The sequence below is a fragment of the Peribacillus sp. CSMR9 genome, assembly GCF_033141925.1.
GTDB classification, from domain to species: domain Bacteria; phylum Bacillota; class Bacilli; order Bacillales; family DSM-1321; genus Peribacillus; species Peribacillus simplex_A.
Genome location: NZ_JAOPHO010000035.1, coordinates 20,316 through 46,009, shown reverse-complemented (window position 1 = coordinate 46,009; position 25,694 = coordinate 20,316). Strand labels below are relative to the sequence as shown.

General features: G+C 41.4%; 21 protein-coding genes and 1 pseudogene. 4 read left to right on the top strand and 18 right to left on the bottom strand.

Annotated features, from left to right (window positions below; all coding sequences use genetic code 11):
• A partial coding sequence (locus N9I19_RS15675) for a sodium:solute symporter family transporter (protein WP_411730454.1) occupies positions 1 to 416 on the top strand: 416 nt, incomplete at its 5' end.
• Between the two features lie 132 nt (positions 417 to 548).
• Here the strand turns inward: N9I19_RS15675 and N9I19_RS15670 are convergent.
• From N9I19_RS15670 to N9I19_RS15660, 3 genes are all read right to left on the bottom strand, one after another.
• Positions 549 to 998: a threonine/serine exporter family protein gene (locus tag N9I19_RS15670; protein WP_176431972.1), complete on the bottom strand. Its 450-nt coding sequence runs from the start codon at positions 996 to 998 to the stop codon at positions 549 to 551.
• A gap of 16 nt (positions 999 to 1,014) precedes the next feature.
• Positions 1,015 to 1,770 carry a threonine/serine exporter family protein gene (locus N9I19_RS15665; protein WP_317778329.1) on the bottom strand — a complete coding sequence of 252 codons (756 nt, stop codon included), beginning with the start codon at positions 1,768 to 1,770 and terminating at the stop codon, positions 1,015 to 1,017.
• A gap of 302 nt (positions 1,771 to 2,072) precedes the next feature.
• Positions 2,073 to 2,879 (bottom strand): alpha/beta fold hydrolase, encoded by an 807-nt coding sequence (locus tag N9I19_RS15660; RefSeq protein WP_317778328.1) that lies wholly within the window; start codon positions 2,877 to 2,879, stop codon positions 2,073 to 2,075.
• A gap of 161 nt (positions 2,880 to 3,040) precedes the next feature.
• On the opposite strand from N9I19_RS15660, the gene N9I19_RS15655 reads away from it, so the two are divergent.
• Positions 3,041 to 4,309 carry a dicarboxylate/amino acid:cation symporter gene (locus N9I19_RS15655; RefSeq protein ID WP_289336758.1) on the top strand — a complete coding sequence of 423 codons (1,269 nt, stop codon included), beginning with the start codon at positions 3,041 to 3,043 and terminating at the stop codon, positions 4,307 to 4,309.
• 136 nt (positions 4,310 to 4,445) lie between these two features.
• Positions 4,446 to 5,117 carry a lysoplasmalogenase gene (locus N9I19_RS15650; protein ID WP_317778327.1) on the top strand — a complete coding sequence of 224 codons (672 nt, stop codon included), beginning with the start codon at positions 4,446 to 4,448 and terminating at the stop codon, positions 5,115 to 5,117.
• A gap of 83 nt (positions 5,118 to 5,200) precedes the next feature.
• Here N9I19_RS15650 and N9I19_RS15645 read toward each other — a convergent pair whose 3' ends face one another.
• From N9I19_RS15645 to gltC, 3 genes and pseudogenes are all read right to left on the bottom strand, one after another.
• The gene (locus N9I19_RS15645; protein WP_089363727.1) at positions 5,201 to 6,400 is read right to left on the bottom strand and encodes a class I SAM-dependent rRNA methyltransferase; all 1,200 of its coding nucleotides are present in this window, start codon (positions 6,398 to 6,400) and stop codon (positions 5,201 to 5,203) included.
• A 110-nt stretch (positions 6,401 to 6,510) separates the two neighbouring features.
• On the bottom strand, positions 6,511 to 7,503 hold the full coding sequence (locus N9I19_RS15640) for a PTS sugar transporter subunit IIC (protein WP_317778330.1): 993 nt from the start codon (positions 7,501 to 7,503) through the stop codon (positions 6,511 to 6,513).
• 614 nt (positions 7,504 to 8,117) lie between these two features.
• A pseudogene (gltC, locus tag N9I19_RS15635) lies at positions 8,118 to 9,019 on the bottom strand (glutamate biosynthesis transcriptional regulator GltC).
• A 155-nt stretch (positions 9,020 to 9,174) separates the two neighbouring features.
• Between gltC and gdhA the strand changes: the two are divergent.
• Complete coding sequence (gene gdhA, locus N9I19_RS15630; protein WP_317778326.1) at positions 9,175 to 10,557, top strand: NADP-specific glutamate dehydrogenase; 1,383 nt, start codon at positions 9,175 to 9,177, stop codon at positions 10,555 to 10,557.
• Positions 10,558 to 10,841: 284 nt separating this feature from the next.
• Here gdhA and rbsB read toward each other — a convergent pair whose 3' ends face one another.
• The 12 genes from rbsB to N9I19_RS15570 all read right to left on the bottom strand — a co-directional run bounded on the left by rbsB (position 10,842) and on the right by N9I19_RS15570 (position 25,249).
• On the bottom strand, positions 10,842 to 11,762 hold the full coding sequence (rbsB, locus tag N9I19_RS15625; protein WP_317778325.1) for a ribose ABC transporter substrate-binding protein RbsB: 921 nt from the start codon (positions 11,760 to 11,762) through the stop codon (positions 10,842 to 10,844).
• A 15-nt stretch (positions 11,763 to 11,777) separates the two neighbouring features.
• Positions 11,778 to 12,722: an ABC transporter permease gene (locus tag N9I19_RS15620; protein WP_317778324.1), complete on the bottom strand. Its 945-nt coding sequence runs from the start codon at positions 12,720 to 12,722 to the stop codon at positions 11,778 to 11,780.
• A gap of 1 nt (position 12,723) precedes the next feature.
• The gene (locus tag N9I19_RS15615) at positions 12,724 to 14,205 is read right to left on the bottom strand and encodes a sugar ABC transporter ATP-binding protein (RefSeq protein ID WP_317778323.1); all 1,482 of its coding nucleotides are present in this window, start codon (positions 14,203 to 14,205) and stop codon (positions 12,724 to 12,726) included.
• An 18-nt stretch (positions 14,206 to 14,223) separates the two neighbouring features.
• The gene (gene rbsD, locus N9I19_RS15610) at positions 14,224 to 14,616 is read right to left on the bottom strand and encodes a D-ribose pyranase (RefSeq protein WP_317778322.1); all 393 of its coding nucleotides are present in this window, start codon (positions 14,614 to 14,616) and stop codon (positions 14,224 to 14,226) included.
• Positions 14,613 to 15,494: a ribokinase gene (gene rbsK / locus N9I19_RS15605; protein ID WP_317778321.1), complete on the bottom strand. Its 882-nt coding sequence runs from the start codon at positions 15,492 to 15,494 to the stop codon at positions 14,613 to 14,615. Before rbsK ends, rbsD begins: the two co-directional genes overlap by 4 nt.
• The gene (locus tag N9I19_RS15600; protein ID WP_089363720.1) at positions 15,491 to 16,477 is read right to left on the bottom strand and encodes a LacI family DNA-binding transcriptional regulator; all 987 of its coding nucleotides are present in this window, start codon (positions 16,475 to 16,477) and stop codon (positions 15,491 to 15,493) included. The genes rbsK and N9I19_RS15600 overlap by 4 nt, the downstream gene beginning before the upstream one ends.
• A 381-nt stretch (positions 16,478 to 16,858) precedes the next feature.
• Positions 16,859 to 18,670, bottom strand: a complete 1,812-nt coding sequence (locus tag N9I19_RS15595) for an IucA/IucC family protein (protein ID WP_317778319.1) — start codon at positions 18,668 to 18,670, stop codon at positions 16,859 to 16,861.
• 22 nt (positions 18,671 to 18,692) lie between these two features.
• Positions 18,693 to 20,021 carry a lysine N(6)-hydroxylase/L-ornithine N(5)-oxygenase family protein gene (locus tag N9I19_RS15590; protein WP_317778318.1) on the bottom strand — a complete coding sequence of 443 codons (1,329 nt, stop codon included), beginning with the start codon at positions 20,019 to 20,021 and terminating at the stop codon, positions 18,693 to 18,695.
• Positions 19,996 to 20,580, bottom strand: a complete 585-nt coding sequence (locus N9I19_RS15585; RefSeq protein ID WP_317778317.1) for a GNAT family N-acetyltransferase — start codon at positions 20,578 to 20,580, stop codon at positions 19,996 to 19,998. Before N9I19_RS15585 ends, N9I19_RS15590 begins: the two co-directional genes overlap by 26 nt.
• Entirely contained in the window at positions 20,570 to 22,372 is a 1,803-nt protein-coding gene (locus N9I19_RS15580; protein ID WP_317778316.1) for an IucA/IucC family protein, read from the bottom strand. Before N9I19_RS15580 ends, N9I19_RS15585 begins: the two co-directional genes overlap by 11 nt.
• A gap of 2 nt (positions 22,373 to 22,374) precedes the next feature.
• Entirely contained in the window at positions 22,375 to 23,889 is a 1,515-nt protein-coding gene (locus tag N9I19_RS15575) for a pyridoxal phosphate-dependent decarboxylase family protein (RefSeq protein WP_317778315.1), read from the bottom strand.
• A gap of 7 nt (positions 23,890 to 23,896) precedes the next feature.
• Positions 23,897 to 25,249: an aspartate aminotransferase family protein gene (locus N9I19_RS15570; RefSeq protein WP_317778314.1), complete on the bottom strand. Its 1,353-nt coding sequence runs from the start codon at positions 25,247 to 25,249 to the stop codon at positions 23,897 to 23,899.
• Positions 25,250 to 25,694 lie beyond the last annotated feature (445 nt).

The window sequence follows — 25,694 nt, the reverse complement described above, 5'->3', positions numbered from 1 at the left end:
CGATCGGAGTATCCATCCTCTCCATCATCCTTGCTTTATTTGCCCAAAACATGAATGTTGCTTTCCTTGTGTCACTTGCCTTTGCCGTCGCTGCTAGTGCCAATCTGCCAATCATTATCTTCACGGTATTCTGGAAACGTTTTAACACAGCTGGGGCTGTCACGGGTATGATAGTGGGGCTGGTCAGTTCTTTATTACTTGTTTTCCTAAGTCCCAATGTCTGGTCGCCGGTAGAGGGAGCCGCAATATTCGTAGGGGAGCCATTATTCCCACTTGCCAATCCAGGCATAGTCTCCATCCCAATTGGTTTTATCGCAGCCATCGTCGGAACCCTGCTGTCAAGCAAGAAAGCTGATGCCAAAAAATTCGACGAAATATTGGTTACAGCTAACACTGGAATGAAAGACCCTTTATAAGCTGGCTTCATTATTAAATATTAAAAAGAGAAAGGAGATCAAGGTATTCACCTGTTCTCCTTTCTCTTTTATTTAGGTTGAAAATCTTCAAAATCAGTAAGGAAAATAAAAGTGGATTCCTTTACAATTCATCTAACTTCTCAATCTTATCTTCCTTCTATTGTATTTCGTTACTAGCTGGTTCATGACTTCTGCAAAGATCAGCCCCATTGCTATCGCACCAGCCAGCATGAAAGCCTTGGCGGCCAATTGAACGGCGACATTAAAATCATTTACGACAAAATGCTTCATCGCATCATATGACAAGCCTCCTGGCACGAGGGGGATGATTCCCGATACATTAAAAATCGTGATCGGCGTTTTATACCTTTTAGCAAAATACTGGCTGATAACCGCAACGATAAATGCAGCCGCTAATGTTGCCATAATGCTGTTTATCTCATTTTTAACCAAAAAGAAGTATAAGACCCACCCTAACATCCCTACGCAACCACATTGAAACAATGAATTTTTCGGTACATTGAAGATCACTCCAAAGGCGGCTGAGGCAATGAAACTTGTAATAAGCTGTGCAAACATCATTCTTCCCCCTCTAAAATCATAAGAAAACAAACGCAGCCGATATTCCTGCCCCAATGGCTAAAGCAGTCAAACCTGCATCCGCACCCTTGGATAGACCCGAAACTAAATGCCCTGCAATTAAATCCCTGGCTGCATTAGTAATTAACAGCCCTGGCACAAGCGGCATCACCGCTCCAATGATTATCGTGTCCAAATGACTTCCAACCCCAATATGGACAAAGAACATAGCCACTAAACCTACAACTAAAGAAGCTATAAATTCAGCAAAAAAACGAACTTCCAGTAACCAGTGCAAATAAAGCAGGCAAGAGAATCCCATTCCTCCAGCTATACAGGACCAGATGAAATCATTCCACTGTCCTTGGAACATGATTAAAAAACAGCCGCTCGCTATAAATGCAGCAAAAACCTGACCCCACATGGGATACCCCATCCCGGCCTTTTCGATTTCCTTTAACCGTAAATAGGCTTCCTTTGGTGACATTTCCTTGCTGGAAATGCTTCGGGATATACTGTTAACAAGCGTTACCTTATGTAAATCTGTAGATCGTTGGGAAACTCGAATTAATTTGGAGGCTGGGTGCATTCCATCCAGCGAAAAAATAATTCCTGTGGGGGTTGAAAAACTGTGGGAGTCACCGCATCCATACGCTGCAGCAATTCTAACCATCGTATCTTCCACCCTTGATGTTTCCGCTCCGTTCTGAAGCATGATTTTTCCCGCTAGTAAACATACATCTATAATTTCATTGTACGGTAACTGATCTTCCATTTTATCCTCTCCATCACTTTCTGCGTAATAACAGATAAACGATCTTACCAGTTTAAATCCACCTCATAATAGCCCAATTCCTCTGAAAAGGATATAAAAATATTACCTATTTAATTTATCAACACCATCTAATTGCGGTACATACAACCTTAGTACCATTATTCCCTTTATTTCTTGCTGAAACCGCTTGGTTAATAGAAAAATACAATAGTAAGTGAAGTATTTATAATGAAAAATGAATGCAGACACGAGGCCTGCATCCCTTTATAATATACTGTCATCATCCAATATATCCTGTACCTTTACACTCCTTTTTGTATAAAGCCATCTACGGTTTCATTAAACAAGTCGCTTTCTTCAATGAATGGACAATGGCAACTATCTTCAAAGATTACTAGTGCGGAATTCGGAATGTTTTTATGCAAATGTTCCCCTGCAGCTACCGGGATGACTTTTTCAAGCCTTCCAAAACAGAGAAGTGTGGGAACATTGATTTTTGGCAAGAATTCACGATAGTCGACAATCGATTGATCAAATAGAATGGCACTGGCAATGGATTCTGGCATTTTGGTCACTTCCCCGAGCATCCAGCTTGCATCCGCTACAGATAATTCATTTTTAAACATGGAGGCAAGGAAGCTTTGTAAAAATGGGGAACGGTTCGTTTGAATTTCAGTCATGAAGGCAATCAACGTGTCCATATCAAATGCGCCAATATTAAAGTCGGGCCACTTAAAATCAGAGGCCAATTCATCGACAATCACAGTTGAATGAATATTTCCCTCACCGAATTGCTTGAGATAATCCCAGACGACAAAAGCCCCCATGGACCAGCCTACGAGTATGACATCCTGTAATCCCAGTTTACCAATGAACGCATGAAGATCTTTTGCATAAGCGGAGACTGTATTCCCGTAATGAACATGATTTGACTGGCCATGGCTTCTTAAATCAAGTAAAATCGTTCTATACTTTTCTGAAAAGTACGGAACTTGCCTTCTAAAGAACCGGCTGCTCATCCACACACCATGGATAAAAATAATTGGTCTCCCCTGGCCCTTTTCTTCATAAAACAACCGAACGCCTTCTTCCACCTCAATAAATGCCATTCCATCCCTCCTTCACGATATTTTCAAATCCATTCCCTATTATTTATTGCGTTTCATCTTTTAACATTCCTTCCTATAAAAATATATTGTCAAACATCATCTTAGAGTTGATAATGAAGTATATTTTTATTGTATCTTCATCCTGAAAGGACGGAATTTTTATGAAGAGTTTTATCAAAAACTATCGATCCTCCTTAATACTACTCACTGCCATTATTATCGGTGGGATAGCGGGCGTCGTTTTCGGTGAGAAAACCTCGGTCATACAGCCGCTAGGGGACTTATTTCTAAATCTTATGTTCACAATCATCGTGCCATTGGTATTTTTCAGCATTGCTTCAGCGATTGCCAATATGAGCGGAATGAAGCGTCTCGGGAAAATCATGGGCAGTATCGTTGTCGTCTTCCTGACAACTGCCGCTTTAGCTGCCGTCATTGGGTTTATTGGGACAACCATCATCAATCCCTTGGAAGGCACAGATACGACAGCCATTAAAGAACTGATGGAAAACAGTTCCTCTGAAGAGCACATCGAGAAAGTTTCTTTCTTCAGTCAACTGGTCAACACAGTAACCGTATCTGATTTCCCAGAACTGTTATCCAGAAGCAATATGCTTCAGCTTATCGTTTTCTCAGTATTAATCGGACTTTCCACTGCATTGGTCGGTGAGAAGGCAAGACCGATTACTGAGTTTTTGACAGCGGGTACAGCTGTCATGATGAAAGTCGTTAAAATCGTCATGTACTATGCTCCAATTGGACTTGGTGCTTATTTTGCTGCGATTATCGGGCAGCTTGGGCCGCAGATTTTAGAAGGCTATGCTCGCACTTTCATTCTTTATCTAGTTTTAGCTTTGATTTATTATTTTGGCTTCTTCACTTTGTATGCCTTTATCGCAGGTGGGAAAGATGGAGTTAACCTATTTTGGAAAAATGCCCTGGCACCTTCCATTACAGCCATCGCAACTTGTTCCAGTGCCGCGTCCATTCCAGTCAATCTGGAATCGGTCAAGAAAATGGGCGTGCCAAAGGATATAGCGGAGACTGTCATCCCACTCGGAGCCAACACTCATAAAGATGGTTCTGTATTCGGAGGGGTATTGAAAATCGTTTTCCTATTCAGCTTATTTGGAAAGGATATGACAAGCATTTCAAGCATTTTAAGTATACTTGCTGTTGCCTTTTTGGTTGGAGCCGTTATGGGCGCCATTCCTGGGGGCGGCATGATTGGGGAAATGCTGATTCTTAGTGTATTCGGCTTTCCTGTTGAAGTTCTGCCGATCATTGCGGTTATATCCACGATTATCGATGCTCCTGCTACACTGCTTAACTCAACAGGAAACACGGTTTGTGCCATGCTTGTCACGCGGCTTGTTGAAGGAAAAAACTGGTTAAAACGAGCATTCATTAAAGAAAATTCGGCGGTATGATTCTAAGATATAAGAACTGACTCCTGGTTAACCAGGAGTCAGTTTTTTCATTTTCACGAATTTCCTTCAAACCTTTTTTAATTGACAAGGGGTTCCTTACCCTCACATAGAATTAAAGATTGAAGGAGGGAATTAAATGTTAATGAAATGCTTACCTGCTGCCATCCTTTTCACGGGACTATTATATATTTATTTGATACCGGAAGAGCCTTTATCCATAAAAATCATCTTCAAGATCGTTCCCATGTTATTGATTTTACTCTATGCCGGCGCAACAGGACGAAGGCAGGATCGATACAAATCCTTAATACTTCTTGGTTTATTCTGTTGCATGCTTGGAGATGGATTGTTAATCTGGTTCGTCATCGGGCTTTCCGCCTTCTTGATCGGCCACCTTTTCTATATTTCCGCTTTCTTTAAACTATGGACCTTTTCATGGCTTCGATTCGCGACGATTTTCCCAATTTGTGTTTACTCCACTTGGATTGGTCGTGAAATTGTACTTTCTTTAATTGAAAAAGGTGAAAATAGCCTCATCATCCCTGTAATCTGTTATGTAACGGTCATCTCCCTCATGGGCTGGGCGGCATTTATGACCGGAAATGCCGCGGCAATCATCGGCGGGGTCCTGTTCGTGATCTCGGACTCCATTTTATCTTGGAACAAATTTATCGATGATGTTGCCTTTTCTGGTCCGTTGATCATGCTCACCTACTATGCAGCTCAGTTTTTCATGGCTTACAGCATTCGTATGAAGCCTTCTTTCCATTTATCGAAAGGGTTGAAAAGTGAAGGGTCTATCCAGTGAATCCGAATATCCGTTCGTTCCACATGAAACATTCTCATGAAAAAAGGCATTCACAGCTCTAATGGAACTGTGGACGCCTTTCCTTATCCTTTAATTTTTTTAATGAAGACTACTTTTAAATAATTTCCTTCCTTATATTCCGTACTTGTTTTAAAATCAGCCGGCAATGAGAATTCTTCCATGAGCTCATATTTCCCATTCATCTCCCTGAAGGCAACATCAATGAAGCTCTTGAATTTCTTCATGTCAAACGTACTGCAATTAGTTGATGCGATAATGATGCCATTGTCTTCCGTAATGGAAATGGTATCCTTCAATAGATTCGTATAGTCTTTTCCGGCGCTGAAAGTAAACTTCTTTGACTTGGCAAAGCTGGGTGGATCGAGGATGACCATTTCAAATTTCAAAGCCTTCTTCACTGCATATTTAAAATACTTAAATACGTCCATCACCACGATATTTTGAGCTTCAGGATCTATTCCATTCACACTGAACTGCTCGATCGTCTTTGGTAAACTGCGATTCGCCAGGTCGACACTAGTTGTTTTAACGGCACCGCCTAAAGCGGCAAACACGGAAAATGCCCCAGTGTAGGAGAACATATTCAACACCGTTTTCCCTTTTGCGTATTCATCCCGGATTTTTCTTCTGACATCGCGTTGATCAAGGAAGACACCGACCATTGCCCCATCATTCAGATAGACAGCGAAATGAACTCCATTCTCCTTTACAAGAAGCGGAAATGCCGGCTGTTCACCCATGACAAAATCGTCTTCTTCTACATATTGCCCCTTCGTATCAAATCGTTTCTTCTGATAAAGCGACTTTACCTCGACCGTATTCTGCAGTGCCTTAATGATATAGTCTTTAAATGAATAAATCCCTTTGCTGTACCAGCTAATGACATAGTGACCATCATAATGATCGATGATTAAACCGCCAATTCCATCACCTTCCCCATTAAACAAGCGGAACGCTGTAGTCTCCGTATCTTCAAAAAAAGACTTTCGGAATTCATATGCCGCTCGGATTTTGCCATTAAAAAAGGTTTGATCAATTTTTTCATTTTCTCTTCGGGTCAATACCCAGCCATAGCCTTTGTTTTGTTTACCATAATAACCTTTTGCTAGAAAACGGTTATTCTCATCCACCAAACGCACTAAAGATCCCTCTTCCTGAAGGTCATTATGGTTGGCTATCGACTCTTTAACAATCAAGGGAAAGCCCTTGCCGATTTTACTTACGAATTTAGCTTTCACTTTTATATCTATTTCTTTTCCCATATATATCATCCTATCTTTGCAATTGCTTTCTTCCCCATTTTACCCTAATCCCTTTATAAATAAAAACGAGCCTGGTTCCGTCACAAGGCTCGTTTCTCCAAAATCTTTGATTATGATACTTCTAAATGAAGATCTCCCGGTTTTACTTTACCCATCATCTTCAATACTCGATGTAAGGCAAGGGTGATCACAGCTGGCAAGACCATGCCCACTGCCACATAAACCAGGAACGTGTACAACCCTTGACCCGTAATGATAGCAATCGGGGCAATCAATGAACTTAAGCCCATCCCCCCAAGCTCATACGGTACTTGGAAATCGAATGCCAACGTAGCGATAGGAGCACAAATGATTGCCGCTACAAATGGCGGGATGACATATAATGGTTTTTTGATTAAGTTAGGAAATTGAACTTTCGGCGTAACCACCATCTGTGCAAGGAATCCACCCATATCATTATCTTTATAAGACATGACAGTGAATCCAACAAATTGAACGGTACATCCGATTAAAGCAGCCGCGCTTGAAACAGGATCTAACTGTAGGGCAATAGCAAGAGCAGCGGAAGAAGCCGGTGTCATCAATAAAATGCTCCATACCAATGCAATGACCATGGAACCAATTAATGGAGAACCTTCAACCTGAGCTGTAATTTGACTGCTTAACCATGTCAGGAACGGTGTCGTAACAAGTGCTAGACCATATCCAGAAACCCCACCGACAAGAACAGCAGCCAATGGGATGGCCATGATATCCAACTTTGTTTTGCCTATTAGGCGCTTACCTACATAAGTTGCAATTAAGGCTGCCAGAACGGCACTTAGTGGCTGACCCGTAACAATCGTGAAGGCACCCTCAGCAGTTCTGTTGATGGCAGCACCGCCAACTGCACTTGAGGCCATGGCGCTAAAGATAATTAATGAATTACCTCCAAGCTGATAGGCGATACCCGCTCCTAAAGCTGGGGCTAGCAAGACCTTTGCGGCACCTCCTATTGCCAGGAGGACCTCCCAATCTAAATATCCCCCTATCGATTCAAACAATAACCCGATTCCTAATGTTACCAAAACTGCGTTGGCTATCCCTGTTGAAGCCTTGTACATTCGATCGCTGATGTATTCTTTCCTGCTCACTTTATCTCCACTCCTTATAAATTATCAGAATATTCAAATTAAAAAAATAAAAAAATCCCTATTATTTGGAAGGGTACACCAGTTGTTTTTACTTTAGTGCCTTGTTACTAAGTTCACAAGCAAGGCTCAAACAATTCCACAAAATCAACCCCACTAACATAATAAGAGAATAATAATATGAAGTAATTCGTATTATTAAATACTCATCTATTTCGCCGCTCCCTATAATGTCTGTTCGTATAATAACATGAATTTTCTGATAATGTAAGAAGTATTTTTATTCTAATAAAATAAAAACGCTTACAAAAAGGGGTATATATCACATTTACATACAGTTGGGTCCAATATTGTATTATTTTAATATAAATTAATCCTTTTATTACTAAAACACTCTAAAATTCTGGTTTTAAGCCGGAATAGCTTATACATTATTCCAATATAGGTTTTTAGCATTTACAACTACAAATTATTCCTCTTTTTATAAAAAAAAGAGAATCCATTTAAATTGGATTCGCCTCTATACTATGGTATAAATGTGATCTTTCATAAAGAATCCCCTCACACCTAGCTTTTTAACTTCTCTTCTATTGAAAACCTTCCAAAGTTGCAAAAGTGTCTCTCAGGAATCGATAAAATAGTTTCTCCGTTGGCATTAACTCCCTTTCAGTTGGAATAATAACACCTACAGCCCTAGTTACGGATGGTTCATCCAACGGCAGTCTAACTGTAAAACGAGGCAAGCTGTCAATCAGAGAGATTTCTGGTATTAAGGTTACGCCAAGTCCTGCTGCCACTAGACCTTTAATAGCATCAGTATCTTTTCCTTCAAATGCAACTTCTGGCTCGAAACCGTGCAGTTTACATGCCTTCATAACAATATCACGTAAAACATACCCCTTAGGATATACGATGAACGGATTTCCTTGAAGTTCATTTAAGTTTAATGACTTCTTCAAGGCCAAAGGATGACTTTCTGACAAAAGAGCGACTAAGTTCTCAATAAATAGAGTTTCTCCGTGAATTTTCTTTTCGTTCGCCGGTAGAGGTCCAATTAAGGCCATGTTAATATTTCCTTTTATAACAGAATCGATCAGGTAGCGATATGAGCCTTGTTTCAAAGTGAACTTCGCTTGCGGGTAAATCTCTCTGAAATCAGAAATAACCTTTGGCAATATATAAGAAGCTAAACTACTTGGAAAGCCAATACGAATTGTCCCTTTTTCCGGATTTAAGCTCTCAGCAAGCTCACGCTTTGAACGATCAATTATATCCATAGCTTGTTCCATATTCGCTAAAAATGTATGTCTATAGGTGTCAGCTTAATCTTCCGGCCTTCGCGGATAAATAAAGGCACACCTAATTCCTCTTCTAAATTATAAATTTGACGACTTACTGCAGACTGGGCAACATGCAAAGCCACTGCTGCTTCCGTCATATGTTCACGCTTTACGACTTCAATGAAATATTCGATTTGTCTTAATTCCAATGTAAGCTCCTTCTTTCATATCAAAACGGCATGTTATTTATCTAATATTCAGATTGTTTCTTTCAAATTTGAATTATATCATTAAAGTATCACATAAAAACCTATATATATATTCAAATATATTCTCATGTTACCAAAAAAGGGGAGAAAAGGTAATGACAACGTCACATGAAGTTGAGCAAGAGGAAATACAGGTCGCCAAAGAGTTTGTTAGTCAAGTATACGCACAGGTAAAGGAGCGTAATCCTCACGAGAATGAATTCCATCAAGCCGTAAAAGAAATATTCCTTTCATTAGTGCCAGTATTTTCAAAACACCCTATTTATATGAAAAGTGGGATTTTAGAAAGACTTGTTGAGCCAGAAAGAATGATTACCTTTCGTGTCTCTTGGGTTGATGACTTAGGAAATGTACAAGTCAACCGTGGTTTCCGCGTGCAATTCAACAGTGCCATTGGGCCATTTAAAGGCGGTCTACGTTTTCACCCGACAGTAAACTCCAGTATTATCAAGTTCCTCGGTTTCGAGCAAATCTTTAAAAATTCTCTTACAGGACAGCCAATTGGCGGTGGAAAAGGCGGATCTGACTTCGATCCAAAAGGAAAATCAGACGCTGAAATCATGCGTTTTTGCCAAAGCTTCATGTCAGAACTGGCTCGCTATATCGGTCCGGATACAGACGTACCGGCAGGGGATATCGGAGTAGGAGCTAGAGAAATCGGTTATCTATTCGGTCAGTATAAAAAGATTCAAGGCAGCTACCATGCAGGTATTTTAACTGGTAAAGGCATAAGTTACGGCGGAAGCTTAGCCCGTACAGAAGCGACTGGATACGGAACAGTTTACTTTGTCGAAGAAATGCTAAAAGACAAAGGTTTACAATTCAATGGCAGCACAGTTGTTATTTCCGGATCAGGCAATGTATCCATTTATGCCATTGAAAAAGCTACACAGCTGGGTGCTAAAGTTGTTGCATGTAGCGACTCTAATGGTTATATATATGACAAAAATGGTCTGAACCTAGATACAGTTAAACGTTTAAAAGAAATAGAAAGAAAGCGTTTGAGCGAGTATGTCGATGCTCATCCGGAAGCTGAGTACAATGAAGGAAGCTATGGAATTTGGTCTGTACCATGCGATATCGCCCTTCCTTGTGCAACACAAAATGAAATTGATGAAGAAGCAGCAAAATTGCTTGTAAAAAACAACGTGAAAGCAATCGGCGAAGGTGCTAACATGCCATCGACTCTTGAGGCTATTGACGTATTCCTTAATAATGGTATCCTATTCGGACCAGCCAAAGCCGCCAACGCAGGTGGTGTTGCCGTTTCTGCACTTGAAATGGCCCAAAACAGTGCTAGAATGCCTTGGACATTTGAAGAAGTCGATACGAAACTACACGGTATCATGAAAAATATTTATAAAAACAGTGTAGAAGCAGCAGAAGCATATGGTGAACCTGGCAACTTAGTTGTCGGAGCCAATATTGCGGGATTCCTTAAAGTAGCAGATGCTATGCTGACTCAAGGCATACTCTAATAATAAGTTAAAAATAGGAGGCGGTCCCAACATGGGCCGTCTTATTTTTGGTAAAAGAGTGATTACATCTTTTTACAGGTATCCTTATAGGAGTGAATGTTAAATTATGTAGCATGATTTCATGGGCTAGATTGATATTCTGCTTATTCAACTGGTTAATATGATTTTTACATTGTTAGCCCACCACATTGGCATAAACTAATTTAATGCCAATAAATGAACCATTGATCTACAAAAAGAGGAGTGTCGGAAAAATTCCGACACTCTCACTGATTGCAAAACTATTATTCTTTAGTAACTAACTTCAATGGAACAGATATTTTTTCGTCTACCTTTTCACCTTTTAAGATCTTTTCAGCCGCATTAACCGCTTCTTCACCGATAAGTGCCGGTTGTTGGGCGATTGTAGCTTTTAGTTCACCGTTTTCAACTTCTTTCAATGCATCATCATTTCCGTCAAAACCAACCACAATGATGTCTTTTCCTGCCGCCTTGATTGCTTCAATTGCTCCTAGTGCCATTTCATCATTATGGGCGAATACCGCTTGGATGTCTTTATTGCCTTGCAGAATATTTTCCATTACGTTAAGCCCTTTTGTCCGGTCGAATTCCGCCGTTTGGCTTGTCAGGACATCTAACTGCTTGTCCGCAATATTGTGGAAACCTTTCCCGCGTTCACGAGTTGCAGATGCTCCGGATACCCCTTCAAGTTCCACTACTTTCGCTTTTTCGCCAAGCTCTTTAACTAGATATTCTGCAGCCATTTCCCCGCCAGCCACATTATCGGAAGCGATGAACGTTTCAATGTCGCCTTCGTCTGAAGAGCGGTCAATCGTGATAACGGGAATGCCCTCATCATTAGCATCTTTAACGGCTGAAGATATTGCCGCAGAGTCAGTAGGATTCACAAGAAGGACATCAACCTTTTGAAGGATTAAATCTTCAATTCCGCTGATTTGTTTTGCCGTATCATCCTGGGCGTCAACAACTGTGACTTTCATGCCCTTTTCTTTTGCTTCTTTTTCAATGCCATCTTTTAAGGAAACGAAGAATGGGTTGTTTAAAGTTGAGATGCTGACTCCGACTTTCACATCTTTCATGGAGTCTTTCTTTTCTTTTTTATCATCTGTTAAACCAGAGTCCATTGAACAGGCAGCCAAGACCATTAAAGAAAGAACCATGATGATCGATACTATTTTTTTCATTGATTACACCTCTTCTTATGATTTTTTACGGTCAAGTAAGACCGCGATTAATATAACTGCACCTTTTACCACTTGCTGGTAGAAAGAGGATACACCAAGTAAATTCATGCCGTTATTCAAGGTACCGATGATCAGGACACCCACCAGCGTACCGAACAACCGCCCTTTACCGCCTGAAAGGCTCGTTCCGCCTAGCACCACGGCTGCAATGGCATCCATTTCATAGGATTGGCCTGCAGTCGGCTGTGCCGAATTCAGACGGGATGTTAAAATGGCACCAGCGATTGCCGCCATCGTACCGGCCAGCCCATAAATGGCCACCTTGACTCGGTCGACTTTGATCCCCGAAATACGGGAAGCCCTTTCATTTCCGCCAATGGCATATGTTTTACGTCCAAATGATGTTTTATGAAGCAGGAACCAAAGGATGAAGAAAGCGATAACCATCACCACTGCCGGTACCGGCAGTCCGAGGAAGTATCCTCTCCCAAGCATCTGGAACATTTCAGAATCGCCGATTCCAGTAATCGGCTTTCCATCCGTATACACAAGCGTTAATCCCCGGAAAATCGTCATGGTGGCCAGTGTCACGATGAAAGGGGCCATTTTTCCCTTTGAAACGAGAATCCCATTGATTACCCCCATTATTGCACCTAGGAGAATCCCTACTAATATAGCTAAAATCGGATCTAATCCCGAGACCATCATACCAGCCATAAGTGCGCTGGATAGAGCTAAAATGGAACCGACGGACAAGTCGATGCCACCTGTCAATATGATAAAGGTCATCCCAAACGCAATAAGTGCATTGATGGAGGTTTGACGCAATAAATTCAAAATATTATTCGGTTCCATGAATGATGGATTTAAAACGGTTATTACGATAAATAATAGAATCAAGGCGAGTAACGGACCAAATTTCTGCCAAATCCCGCTTTTCCCTGTAGCCTCAATTTTCATCCTAGTTCCCTCCTGTCGCCAATGCCATAATTTTTTCTTGCGTCGCTTCCTGATTTATCAATTCCCCAGAAATTTTACCTTCGTGAACCACAAGGATTCTATCACTCATTCCAACAATTTCCGGAAGTTCGGACGAAACCATGATGATGGCGATGCCTCGCTCCGTCAATTCATTCATCAATTCATAAATCTCACGTTTTGCACCAACATCTATGCCTCGGGTCGGCTCATCCATAATTAAAACTTTAGGGGACGTGCCGATCCATTTGGCTATTACCACTTTTTGTTGATTCCCTCCGGATAGATTGCCGATGACCGTTTCCGCAGAAGATGTCTTCACGTGAAGTCGCTTAATCATCATTTCGGCAAAGTTTTTCTCATCTTCCTTTTTTACGAGTCCGTTAGGAGCAAAACTCTTCAGATTCGGCAATCCGATATTTTCCCTTACTGAGAAGTCCAGGATCAACCCCTCTTCTTTACGATTTTCCGTAATGAAAGCCAGGCCGTGCCGAACTGCATCCGTTGGTTTTCGTATGGAAACTTTCTTGCCTTCAATGGTAATTTCACCGCCGTCTATTTGGTCGACACCAAAAAGGGCGCGCATTATTTCTGTTCTGCCTGCTCCCATTAATCCGGCTACACCCACAATCTCGCCTTGCCGAACTGCGAAATGGATATCTTCAAAAAGCCCCTTTTTAGTTAATCCTTTTACATCGAGGACTACGTCTCCAGGATTCGCTTCACGATGAGGAAAACGGTCCTCCAGCTCCCGTCCGACCATTTTTTTAACGACTTCATCGAAATTGGTATCTGCAATTTTTTTCGTATCGACAGTTTTTCCGTCACGCATAACGGTGATCCTGTCACAAATGGCAAATATTTCTTCCATCCGGTGAGAGATATAAACAAGTGATACACCCTTATTGGTTAGTCCCTTCATCACTTCAAAGAGTTTCTCTATTTCTCTATCGGTTAGAGCTGCGGTCGGTTCATCCATGATGATGACTTCGGCATCCGTCATAAGCGCTTTGGCGATTTCAATCATTTGCTGTTCCCCAACAGAACAAAGTCCGGCTTCCTTATCAAAAGGAAGGGATATATTTAGTGTTTTAAAAATCTCGTTTGCACGCGCTTTCATTTGTTTCGTCTTTAAGACACCGAATGTATTTACCATTTCCCTGCCGATAAATAGATTCTCGAGCACGGTCATTTCTGGCCAAATATTCAATTCTTGACGGATAAAGGCCATTCCCCCCTCCTCCGCTCCCTTTGAGTCCTTGAATGAGGTTTCTTTACCGTTTATCACAATCGTTCCTTGATCCTGTTTATGCAGCCCGGTCAAAATGTTCATCAAGGTTGATTTCCCCGCTCCATTTTCCCCCATTAGTGCATGTACTTCCCCAGCCTCTAAAGAAAAATGAACACCTTCCAATACCTTGTTTTGACCAAATGCTTTATAAATATTGTGCATTTCGATTTGCATGCTCATCATCTCTTTTCTTTAAAAGAATACTCCAGACTGCAGTATGCAATTTGAATACGGCGTCGTCTCCCCGGTCCGGATTATTGCTTTCGCATTACTTGTCAGCCTTTTAAAATCCTCATGGGAAACATATTCAATCGCATCTCCGAATTGCTGCTCCATATATCGATGCTGTTCTGGATTTTTATCCTTCACTTCAGTGGCAGCGATAACTTTTTCAATAACCATATCTTCGTGAACGGCTCGAACGACATCTTGAAATGATGGTGTTCCAGTCGTCAATGCCAAATCTATCTTGCAAACTCCCACTGGCACCGGCAGCCCGGCATCACCTACGACAATATAATCTGTATGACCAAGGTCTGCTAGGACCTTGGCTATTGAACTATTGATGATTCCTTGACGTTTCATGCTAAGCCCCTTTCGACTTCTTTCCTTTGCGGCATGCCACCTTGAGCACCTAACTTCGTCACGGAAATGGAAGCTGCCCGGTTCGCGAATAACAAACATTCGTCAAAACTTTTTCCTTCCGCAACACCCACCGCAAAAGCAGCATTGAATGTATCCCCTGCCCCTGTTGTGTCCACCGCTTCCACTGCAAAGCTTGGAACAACCTTTTCTTTATGCCCGTCAAAATATCGGACACCATTTTTTCCTTCTGTAATGAATAATTTATTTGGATACTCAGTCAAGACTTTCGTTCGATCTCTCCCATTAAATAGTATTTCGAACTCATGCTCATTCGGCGTAAGGAAGGATGCCTGTTGAATGACAGCATCGCTTAGCTTGCGGGCGGGAGCTGGGTTCAAAATTAATTTCTTATGAAGCGTGTTGCACAATTCAGCTAGATATTCCACCGTTTCTTCAGGTATTTCCTGCTGAACCAGCACGATATCCGATTCCTGAATGACCTTTTTCGCCTTTTTTACATATTCAGGAGTAATGAAATCATTTGCACCTTTTACGACAATAATGCTGTTATCACCTTCTGAAAGGGTGATGTGTGCTGTCCCGGAAGCGGAACCTGTAACCGGTTCCACATACTCTGTGTTTACATAATTTTTTTTCAGGTTTTCTAATATGATCTCTCCGTAGACATCATCACCTACACATCCAACCATCGATACTTGTGCACCAAGACGGGCCGCTGCCACAGCCTGATTGGCTCCTTTCCCTCCAGGAACCGTTATAAAAGACTCTCCTAAAACCGTTTCCCCGGCCATTGGCCGCTTTGCTGATGTCACCACTAAGTCCATTGAGGAACTTCCCACTACTGTAATTCTAATCATGTCTTCTCAGCCTTCCTTCTCGTTGTTTGTCTCTCCACAAAAGAAACAGGGAGCTTTTTGTGCGTTACTTCCAATTTTTCCTGATTGATCCTTTTAATGAGCATTTCCGCCGCTTGTGCCCCCATCTCATAGGCTGGCTGCCTTATTGTCGATAATGGTGGGTGCAATAACGATGTAAAAGCGATATCATCATAGCCGATCAATTGTATGTCTTCCGGAATCCGTATTCCTCGTTTTAAAATCTCCTGAAGTGCGGCAGCTGCAACGATATCATTACAAGCTATGATTCCATCCGTTTCCGGATATTGCTCGAACAGCTGTCCCACACAAATTTGGCCGCCCTGAAGGGTCAGAGTTGAATCCATGACTTGCACGTTCACTTCCGCTTGTTCCAATTCCTCCAATGCAGCCTTATATCGTTCATATACAGGCTTTATTTCGACTGGCCCCCTAATGAGGACAATATTCGTACTGCCTCTATCCAGCAATACGCGTGCTGCCAGCTTACCGCCTGTCTTTTGATCGGAATAAACGGCTGGTAATTTCTCTGCTGTACGGTCGAGAAGGACTACTGGAATATCCAGGTTATCGAAGTTTTCATTTGCTTCTTCACTAGTGGAAGCAATCATGCCCACTACATTATTCTGTAGAAAAGTGTCAATATATTCTATTTCTTTATCTCTCTTTTCATCGCTATTTCCAAAGATTAATCGATATCCAAATTGCTGCAGATAATCCTCGACACCTCTTGCCATTTCTGGAAAGAAGGGATTCGTAATGTCCGGCAAGATTAAACCAATCAATTTGGATTTACGTTTGTAGAGGGATCTTGCCACTTCATTCGGTTTATAGTTTAACTTTTCAACAGCTGCCATGACCACCTTTTTTGTGTCCTCATGTGCATAACCACTGCCATTCATCACTCTAGAAACCGTAGCAACAGAAACCCCAGCTTCCTTTGCAACATCCCGAATAGTTGCCAATATATCCACCTCAATACTCTTATGTAACCGTTTACACAATAGCTTATCACCAATTTATATGAACGGCAAGTCCTATTCCAAAGATAATTTTTAGGGAGTTTGAACCAAAGAGGATAACACAATCTTTTTGTCAGCTATTATCGCTCTATAAATTTTTTAACAAAATTGATTGGAACGGGTGTACGAGATTCCTGCGGGAAAAGCGCGTCAAGGGAGACCCCGCAGGCGTAAGCCGAGGGCTGACCGCCCGTGGAAAGCGAGTAACTGGAGCGGAAATCAACGGTCAAATTTTAGAAACTATAAAAAACAGTAGACAAACTCGATTTTCCTCGAGTTTGTCTACTGTCTGAACCTGGCTCAAAAGTCTGAGCAAGCTTAACTTTAAAGCGTTTTTGCAGGTAACTTTTCAAAAAGTGCATTATTCACATGCCCAAACTCAGATGCATGCGGACGGTCTTCACCATCGCTATAACCATATTGAAGCATCCGATTTCTATTCAGGCATAGTTTTGTCAATTTTGGCGCAAAGAAATTGAATGTATCGAAACGATCCTGTAGCATAGGGAATTTTTTCTGATGTGTATGGATTGTTTGAGCGACACCTTCCCAAAAGGAATTCTCATCCAAAAGGGACCTCTTCATCAGAAGTGTTGACAAGTATCGGAAATGACAGATGAATAGTCCCGTGAAAATGAATTGAACCAGCCCCTCGGGAGTCTCACTTCTTAGTACTTTCCTTAAATCATCAGGAAGGCTGCTTAATTCAGGAAGCGGCTGATCACTGACGTTTACATCATCTACAAAATCCTTGATGGCCAAACGGTGAGGCTTGTAATCCTTCAAGACTAAAATGGTGTTTTGGCCATGCGGCGAGAATACCAATCCATATTGATAGATAAAATGTAATAATGGTGATAGAATGACGTCGAATAATTGAGCTGTCCAGGCTTCTGCAGTCAATCCCGATTTTTCAATGAGGCTTTCCACATATGGTTTCCCTTTGCTGTCCACATGTAAAAGGGACGCAAGCGTAATGGGCTTTTCGCCTTCTTCCATATAACTGTAAATGCTTTCTCTCCAAATACCGCCCAGCATCTCTAAATATTGATAGGGTACATTCTCTAGCTTGGAATAATACGGGTGATCAACATTTAAACTGGCCACTTCACCAGGAAGCACTACTTTGCATTGTTCTTTCAAGAATGAATCATTTTCATAAATGTTCTTTATATACTCTGTGATTTTTGGCGCAATGACTGTGCGTTCCGCTGGTAATCCACGGTAGACTAGCGTATTTAAAATGCTCATTGGCAGCTTGACGTGGTGTTTATTCTTATTCGATACATTAACAAATGTCCGGATGGATTGTTGCGGCAGATACTCATCAGGACCATTTCCTAAAGCTACAATCAGCCCTTTAGCCAAGTCATCGGTAAAATTCTGGATGATTACATTCTTCCACTGCCATTCATGGACTGGGAGGTAGTAATAGTTTTCTGCCTTCAGCCCTTTCTCTGTCAATCTTTTTACAAATGATTTTTGGGTTTCCCCATCTAGTTCATTCTCCATCAATTGCTTATAGGACAACGTTTCGATGGAATTGAACTCACCCCTCGTTTTATGAACCGCAATCCATGATAACTGAACTTCCTTCTGGTTTTCTGGAGCAAACTTCAAGTAATCATCAAAACCGAAACCGATTCTTCCCTTGTTATAAGCGATCCAAGGGTGACCGCTCATTTCTCCTTCAAGTAACGCATAGTCCAGCTCGACTAAATCATCCGCGTCTTGTTCAGGTTTGGATAGCAATTGAAGGTCCGCAAGCAGCGTATGATGGAATTCTTTGATTAAATGTCCTGTTGTTTCTGCAGTCATCCCAATTAACGGCTGAATGTCTAAAATGAATTGAATAGCATCATTGGCCTGTGTAAAACCTTCCATTTCGCAGACCTGGATCGACTCAGCCTGTACTTCATAGCTGTCAAAAAGACGGGGCGAAGCCAAAAATTGATAAGATTTCCCCTCATTAATCTCTAACTCATATAGGTTTCCTGCTTCATTTTCTTTCAATACAGCTGGATGGATCATATCTTCATACATATACTCAGAAATCATCTTGGCCAGCAGGTTTTGGTTTACTATCGACCAATTTTTTTCAGAAACCGCCTGTTCCACTTCATTCATGAACTGCATATATTGCTCCCCTTTCCTTCTATTAGTAAGCCATGACTGGTGATTTTACACGGAATGACTGAAAAGCACCCTTTGGCTCGGATGGATAAACCTCTTTACCTGCCAATTGATTGATAATAATGGAATTTCGGAATGCCCCTAATCCTAGATCAGGTGCCCCCACGCCATGCGTATGTACCTCGCCATTTTGAATAAAAAGATGATTCGCTGTAGAGACGGTCGTTCCAACCCGATAGTCTTTCGTAATTGCAAGACGGCCTAAATCATCGCGGATTAAAAGCTCTTCCATGGTGTCAAGAAATGCCGGAACGGTCGATTTATAGCCCGTTCCAAAAACAACAGCCTCTGTATCCACATCAAATTCACTTTCTTCCACCCATTGTAAACATTTCAATGTCCAGCCATTTTCAGTTGGCTCTACGGATGCAACTTCCGTCATCGCCCTAAGTTCAATGGAAAGTTCTGCATTTCCAATCGATTTTTCATACATCTTGTCAAAAATCGCCGCAATTGTTGTCGCGCTGATTCCTTTATACAAGAGGTCTTGTTTTGGTAAAATGTCATCCTTCTTTTCCTGTGGCAGCCGATAAAAGAAATCAAGGTAATCCGGAGTGAAATACTCCAACCCAAGTTTTGAATATTCCATAGGGAAAAACCCTTTGGACCTTGTATACCAGTTTAGCTGGTAACCATGCTTCTCCTGCTCATTCAGAAGATCTTCAAAGACCTCGGCCGCACTCTGTCCAGATCCGACAACCGTGATGGATTTTTTCTTCAGGACATTTTCTTTGTTCCGTAAATAATCGGCCGAATGAAGGATGCTCTCTCCTTTATATGGACTAAATGCAGACGGTACAGTCGGGGAACTTCCAATTCCCATGACTACATGGCGGCTATAATAGACTTCGATCTTTTGTGTTTGTTCATCCCTTACACTGATTTGATAGAAGGTTTCATCTTGATTCCCTATATACTCCACCGCCTCCACCGCTTTTCCAAAACAGCAGCTATCAAGTTGATTGGCAGTCCAGCGGCAATAGTCGTTATATTCTTTTCGTGGAATCAAGAATTTTTCAAGGAAGTAGAAATGATAAAGCCGGTCATGCTGCTGTAAATAATTCAGGTAACTAAATCGACTTGTCACATCTGCCATGCTGACTAGATCAGCAAAGAACGGTACCTGCAGAGTTGTCCCCTCCAACAGCATCCCTTCATGCCAATTGAATTCCTGCTTTTTCTCAAAAAAGACGGCATTCAACTCCGGGGTTTTCTCCAAAAGGGCTGCAAGTCCAAGATTAAAGGGACCTATCCCTATCCCTACCAGGTCATAGATAGATTGTTGCTTCTCCATACTTCCACTTCCTCTCGAAATTCTCCCGTGTACATGACATGAGTAATGCTGTTTTGTCAGGGAGCTCAATTTCTTTAATTGGGGTAAACCCACACTTTTCAAATAGATGAATCATCTTTGCGTTCCGGATATCCGGTTCTGCCATCACCTTTTTTGTTCTAGCAGTAAGTAGTTGGTATTTCACCATTGCACGTAAAAACGGCAAAGCCAGTCCTTTTCCAAGATAATTTGGATCACCAATGAGTAAATGAATGCCTTGATCTCCCTCTTCGGACTGATAATAATCTTCGATGATATCGCCTTTTACCCAATACGATTCCCAATAGCTCATTGGGATTGAGTCCAGGCAGCCTAAATAGAGTGTTTGGTGTGCATCAGCCAATGCCTTTTGCAAATGAACAGCAAATTTTTCTTTTGTGAAATTCAAATTCCAGTAGGGTATCACATGATCTTCATGCATCCATTTATGCAGTGTATCTAAATCCCTCTCAAATTCAACTTTGACGAATGAAAGCTGTTGATTACAGTCCTTCAGCATTTCTTCATAACTATTTTTCATGGACGGCTAAAACCCCCTGCGCGAATGGATTTTCAATGGTTGTATAAACGGATTGCGTCTCAAGTGAACCAACAAGTTCATCCATATCATGAAACCGCGTCAGTAAATTAGCCTTACAAGATAATTCCCGGGCATGAAGCAACCTTGCAATAACTCGATTCAACCCCTCATCTCCGCTTTCCCTGCTGCTTGTTTCCAGTTGTTCCTGAACGAGCTGTAACAGGGTTTTCTCTGATAATAACCCTTCCGTACCAAAATTATTGATCAAGCCTAATAAGTGATTAAAAAAGAAATAGTATTGCAGTCTTTCTTCAGCGACTTCATCAGAACAAATCGTGAAGCTTTTTTCACTTAGTTCAGGCAGGATCTTCAACAGCCTGTCCACTTTGGACTCACAATAGTAATACCCTTGATTATCGCGATAATAAAAAGTGGATGGATACCCATCTTGAAGTTGAATGATGGAATTTTGTTGATGGGCTTCTAAAACGATTCCATACACTTCAAATAGCCAAAGCATCGGTTTTAATGTCATTGAAAGATAAGTTTTGAACCAATCCTTACTTACCTCTTCGGTACTGCGGTTTTCATCAGCTGATAATTTGCGGATGATCGCTCCAAGCCTTGATGGTGCACCATAGGCATTATCTTGGCACAAGCCTGCAATCAGGCTTGCTTGTTCATTGTTTTCATAAAAAGGGTTTTCCCGGATATCAACATCGAATCCTGATTCTTGTTCTGTTGTTTTGATCGTTAGATAAGCAGGGTCCTTAATAATACGGAAGGAGGGATGCTGTTCTTTTAGCACGTCTCCCACTTTTGAATCTATTAATTTAGCGATTTCCACACCACGATCAAGTTCTTTTTGCAGATTTGCACGTAACGAATTCGTGATTTTGACCGGAACGGAAAATTTGTACATATATCTCGATGTGGCACTATATACCGTTCTAAAAGAAGAGGTAGCCGTGAATTTTTTCCCAAGCGGTCCAACGTAAATTATTGTTCCTTGCTCGATAAGCCTTTTAACTTCTTCTTTTTCGATAAGCACTTTTGCCTGGAGCGGATGTGCTGGGATAATGCTATACCGGCTTTCCTTTTGGCAATACGTGTCACGGAATTCACTCGAAATCTCCAAGTCACCGGCTAGTTCCTGTTTAATGATTTCACTTGCCGATCGGACTTCACTAGAATCTTGGATGACGATCGAAGGCTCTGCCAGGAAGTAGTGCAGCTGAAACTCACCTTTTAATTCGGGTGAATAGATCCATTCATCTTTTTCTGAAATGCCCTGCTTACTTTTCGGTGTAGGATGGAACAGGTGCCCAAATAATAGCGACTGCTCCGCTTCGATAAAGGTAAAATCAGGACTTTGAAGCGCATCAATGTCTTCTGTCCTTGCTTCCACATACCGTTGAATATTTTGGCTGCTCAGGATGACACGCAGCATCAATTCATCTTCACTATCCGTCCTGCCCTGCTCATTCAATAATTCTTTAGAAACAATCGAGACCATCGTCACATAATCTAATTCACGTACTTGTTTGGATGCATTTTGGTAGTAAATCGGGAAGGTAAAAATATGACGCCCCGTTTCCGACCAATATTTCAATGGAACTAGCAATGCAATATCTTGGGATAAGAGATTACTGACTAATAATGAATCCGGAATAGAACCCTCCAAATCAGGCCAGTTCTTCGTTTCCTCCAAACTGCAATTTCCAGTTTCCCGGAAATAACAATTCAGAAAGCTTTGCATCGTCGCCCTTTCAGCTATCTGCTTACCATTCATCTTCATTCCTCCATCATCTTGAACATTTCACCTAATACTCGGATTTCGTCTAAAATTCCCTCTATGTGTTCAAGCCTTGTCATTGGATTCAATAGTGTCATTTTTAAATACACCTGTCCGTCAAAACGCGTTTTTGCTAAAAATGCCCGTCCGCTTTTCAGTAATTCTTGCTGAATCTGTTTATTTAATTGATTTACTAACTGATCACTTTCTCCCTCGGGATTATAACGGAATACAACCGCATTCAATTCAGGGCCTTTATTTAATACACTGAATCCTTCCGCTTGATCGATCTTCACAGCCACTTCACGTGCAAGATGACAAGTATAGTCAATCATTTCGGCAAAGGTATCCAGTCCGACAACCTTCAATGACATCCAAAGTTTCAGTGCATCGAACCTTCTCGTCGTTTGCACCGATTTATTGACCAAGTGAACCATGCCCTCCGCTTCATCTTCCTGTGGATTCAAGTAATCGGCGTGATGCTGGATAAATTGAAATGAGTTGGTATCCGAGACAAGAAAGGCACCACAACTGATGGGTTGATAGAATAATTTGTGAAAATCAACCGTAATCGAGTCTGCCAGTTCAATTCCGCTGATTAACTCTTTGTAATCCTTACTTAAAATCATCGCGCCGCCATATGCGGCGTCCACATGCAGCCATATCCCATTCTTCCTTGCTGCTAGGGACACTTCATGTAATGGATCGATTGAACCGAAATCCGTCGTTCCGCAAGTAGCAACGATAGCAAATGGAAGTAAACCCTGTTCCTCTAAAAGCAGTAACTCGTTGTTTAATTCACCCATAGACATACGATGATTTGAATCCGTTTTAACCGTGATCACTGCCTGTTCTCCAAGCCCCAGCTGTGCCGCTGATTTACGAACTGTAAAGTGGGCAGCCTCGGAGCATAAAATCCGCAATTTTTTCGCCTCGACCGGCAAGCCATGCTGTTGAACATCCACATCCCAGTAACGCTTACAATAAGCGTCCCGCGCCAATAGCAGTCCCATATAATTAGATTGGGTTCCACCGCTTGTGAAAATCCCATCCGCTTGTTCAGGCAACCCTACCTGACTGCACAGCCAATCTATTAAATGCTCTTCAACGAAGGTTGCCGTCGAGCTTTGGTCCCATGAATCCATGGATTGATTCAACGTACCGATAATCATTTCGGCAGCCACTGCAGGTATTAGTGTCGGGCAATGCAAATGTCCGATACAAGTAGGGCTGTGTACATTGATGCTGTCATTAATAACAAACTCTGCAAGCTCAGCAGCTACTGCTTCCATTGTCTCCCCTTTTAAGGAAGCGAGGGTCACCTCGTTTAACCTTGCTTCTATTTCATTCGGTTTTTTCCCAGAGTAAGCCAGATTGTTCCCCTTTAAAAAATTCGTCAGCTTTTTTTCTATGATTTTTAATGACTGGCTATAGTTATTGAAACCTTCTTTGTTGTTCAAAAATAATGGAGAATAGGCAAAATCAGTTTTAGTTTTAGTTATCATTTCGATCATTGATCATTCACCCTCTAGCAACAGCTGCACGAACAGCCTGTTCAAAAATTGCAGTGGCTTCATATAGCTGGGATTCCGTTACGATCAATGGTGGCAAGAACCTCACTACACTTCCATGTCTGCCGCCAACTTCCAGAATCAACCCTCTTTGAAAACATTCCTGCTGAATGGCACTGGCAAGTTCCGGATCAGCTGGATAGCTTCCGTTCGCATTTTGCGGTTCTTCATGGTTGACCATTTCCACACCGACCATTAATCCACGGCCTCTAACATCCCCGATTTGCTGAAAATCCTTTTGCAAATCTTTAAGAATATTACTTAAGGTTTCTCCCATTTTAGCGGCATGATCCACAAGATTCGTCTCTTTCATGTACTTTAAAGTTGCTGTTCCCGCTGCCATCGCCAATTGATTTCCACGGAACGTTCCGATATGTGCACCTGGAGACCATATGTCCAACTCTTTGTTATAAATCACAACCGATAATGGAAGACTCCCCCCTATTGCTTTTGATAAGACCAGAACATCCGGAATGATTCCTGCATGTTCAAAGGCAAACATTTTCCCTGTCCGGCCGATACCGGATTGAACCTCGTCGATAATTAACGGAATGCCCTTCTCTTTTGTTATTCTTCTGATTTCCTTAAGCCATGGAATTGGAGCGGGAATGGAACCACCCTCTCCTTGTACTGCCTCTAAAATCATTCCTGCAGGTGCCAATAAACCGGACTCAGGATCGTTTAGTAGATTTTCGATATACTGACTACTGATTTTATGGCTCTCTTCTCCGCCAATTCCAAAGGGACAGCGATATTGATAGGGATACGGCAGGAAATGTACATCCGGCATTAACCCTTGTATTTTTTCCTTTGGTTTTGTATTACCGCTGATTGACATGGTTGCATGGGTTGCCCCGTGGTAAGCCCCTTGGAAGGATAAAATGCTTCTGTTGCCTGTGGCTGTTTTAACTAATTTAAGTGCTGCCTCAATGGCATCTCCGCCAGTAGGACCACAGAATTGAATTTTTGCGTTTTTTCTGAATTCTTCAGGCAGGCTTTCAAAAATTTCATCAACGAACTGCTCCTTGATTGGTGTCGTAAAGTCCAATGTATGTAAAGGCCGTTTATCCTTAAGAACTTTTTCCATTGCTTCAAGCACAGCCGGATGATTGTGTCCGAGTGCTAATGTTCCAGCGCCGGCAAGAAAATCAATATATCTTTTTCCGTCCATGTCTGTTAAATAAATTCCCTCCGCTTGATCGATGGCCATGGGTAATCTTCTAGGATAAGATCGGGCATTTGATTCCCTTGTGTTTTGTTGTTCCAGTAATTGATCATTTTTTGTAAGCATGTTCGTTACCATAGTGAGCCTCCATGTATTAAATTAATTGAGAATAATTATCATTATCATGCAATTCATTCTACTGATAATGATAATTATTCTCAATAAGTAAATCCGCTCATTTTTCTTCTAGTAATTTCCAATAAAATTATGAAAAGGCTAAAATTGGGACTTGATCCCTATTTATACATTAAACAGAAAATTAATCTTAAGGTTTTATATAGTTGTGTTTCTAAGCTAAGCGAAGATGAAAATTATGAAAATGAGGAGTCACCAAAGAATGGTTTGAAGGGTGGCGGGAATGGCTATTTGACAGTAACCACAACTTAAAAAGCACCTTACATTATTGTTATTTATTAACGTTAGTCATGTTATTCCATAAAGGGCCCTATAATGGAATATGCGAAAGTGCTAAGTTCTTTTAAAATGATATTGTTTAAACAAACTATTACCAGTTTAGAATAAT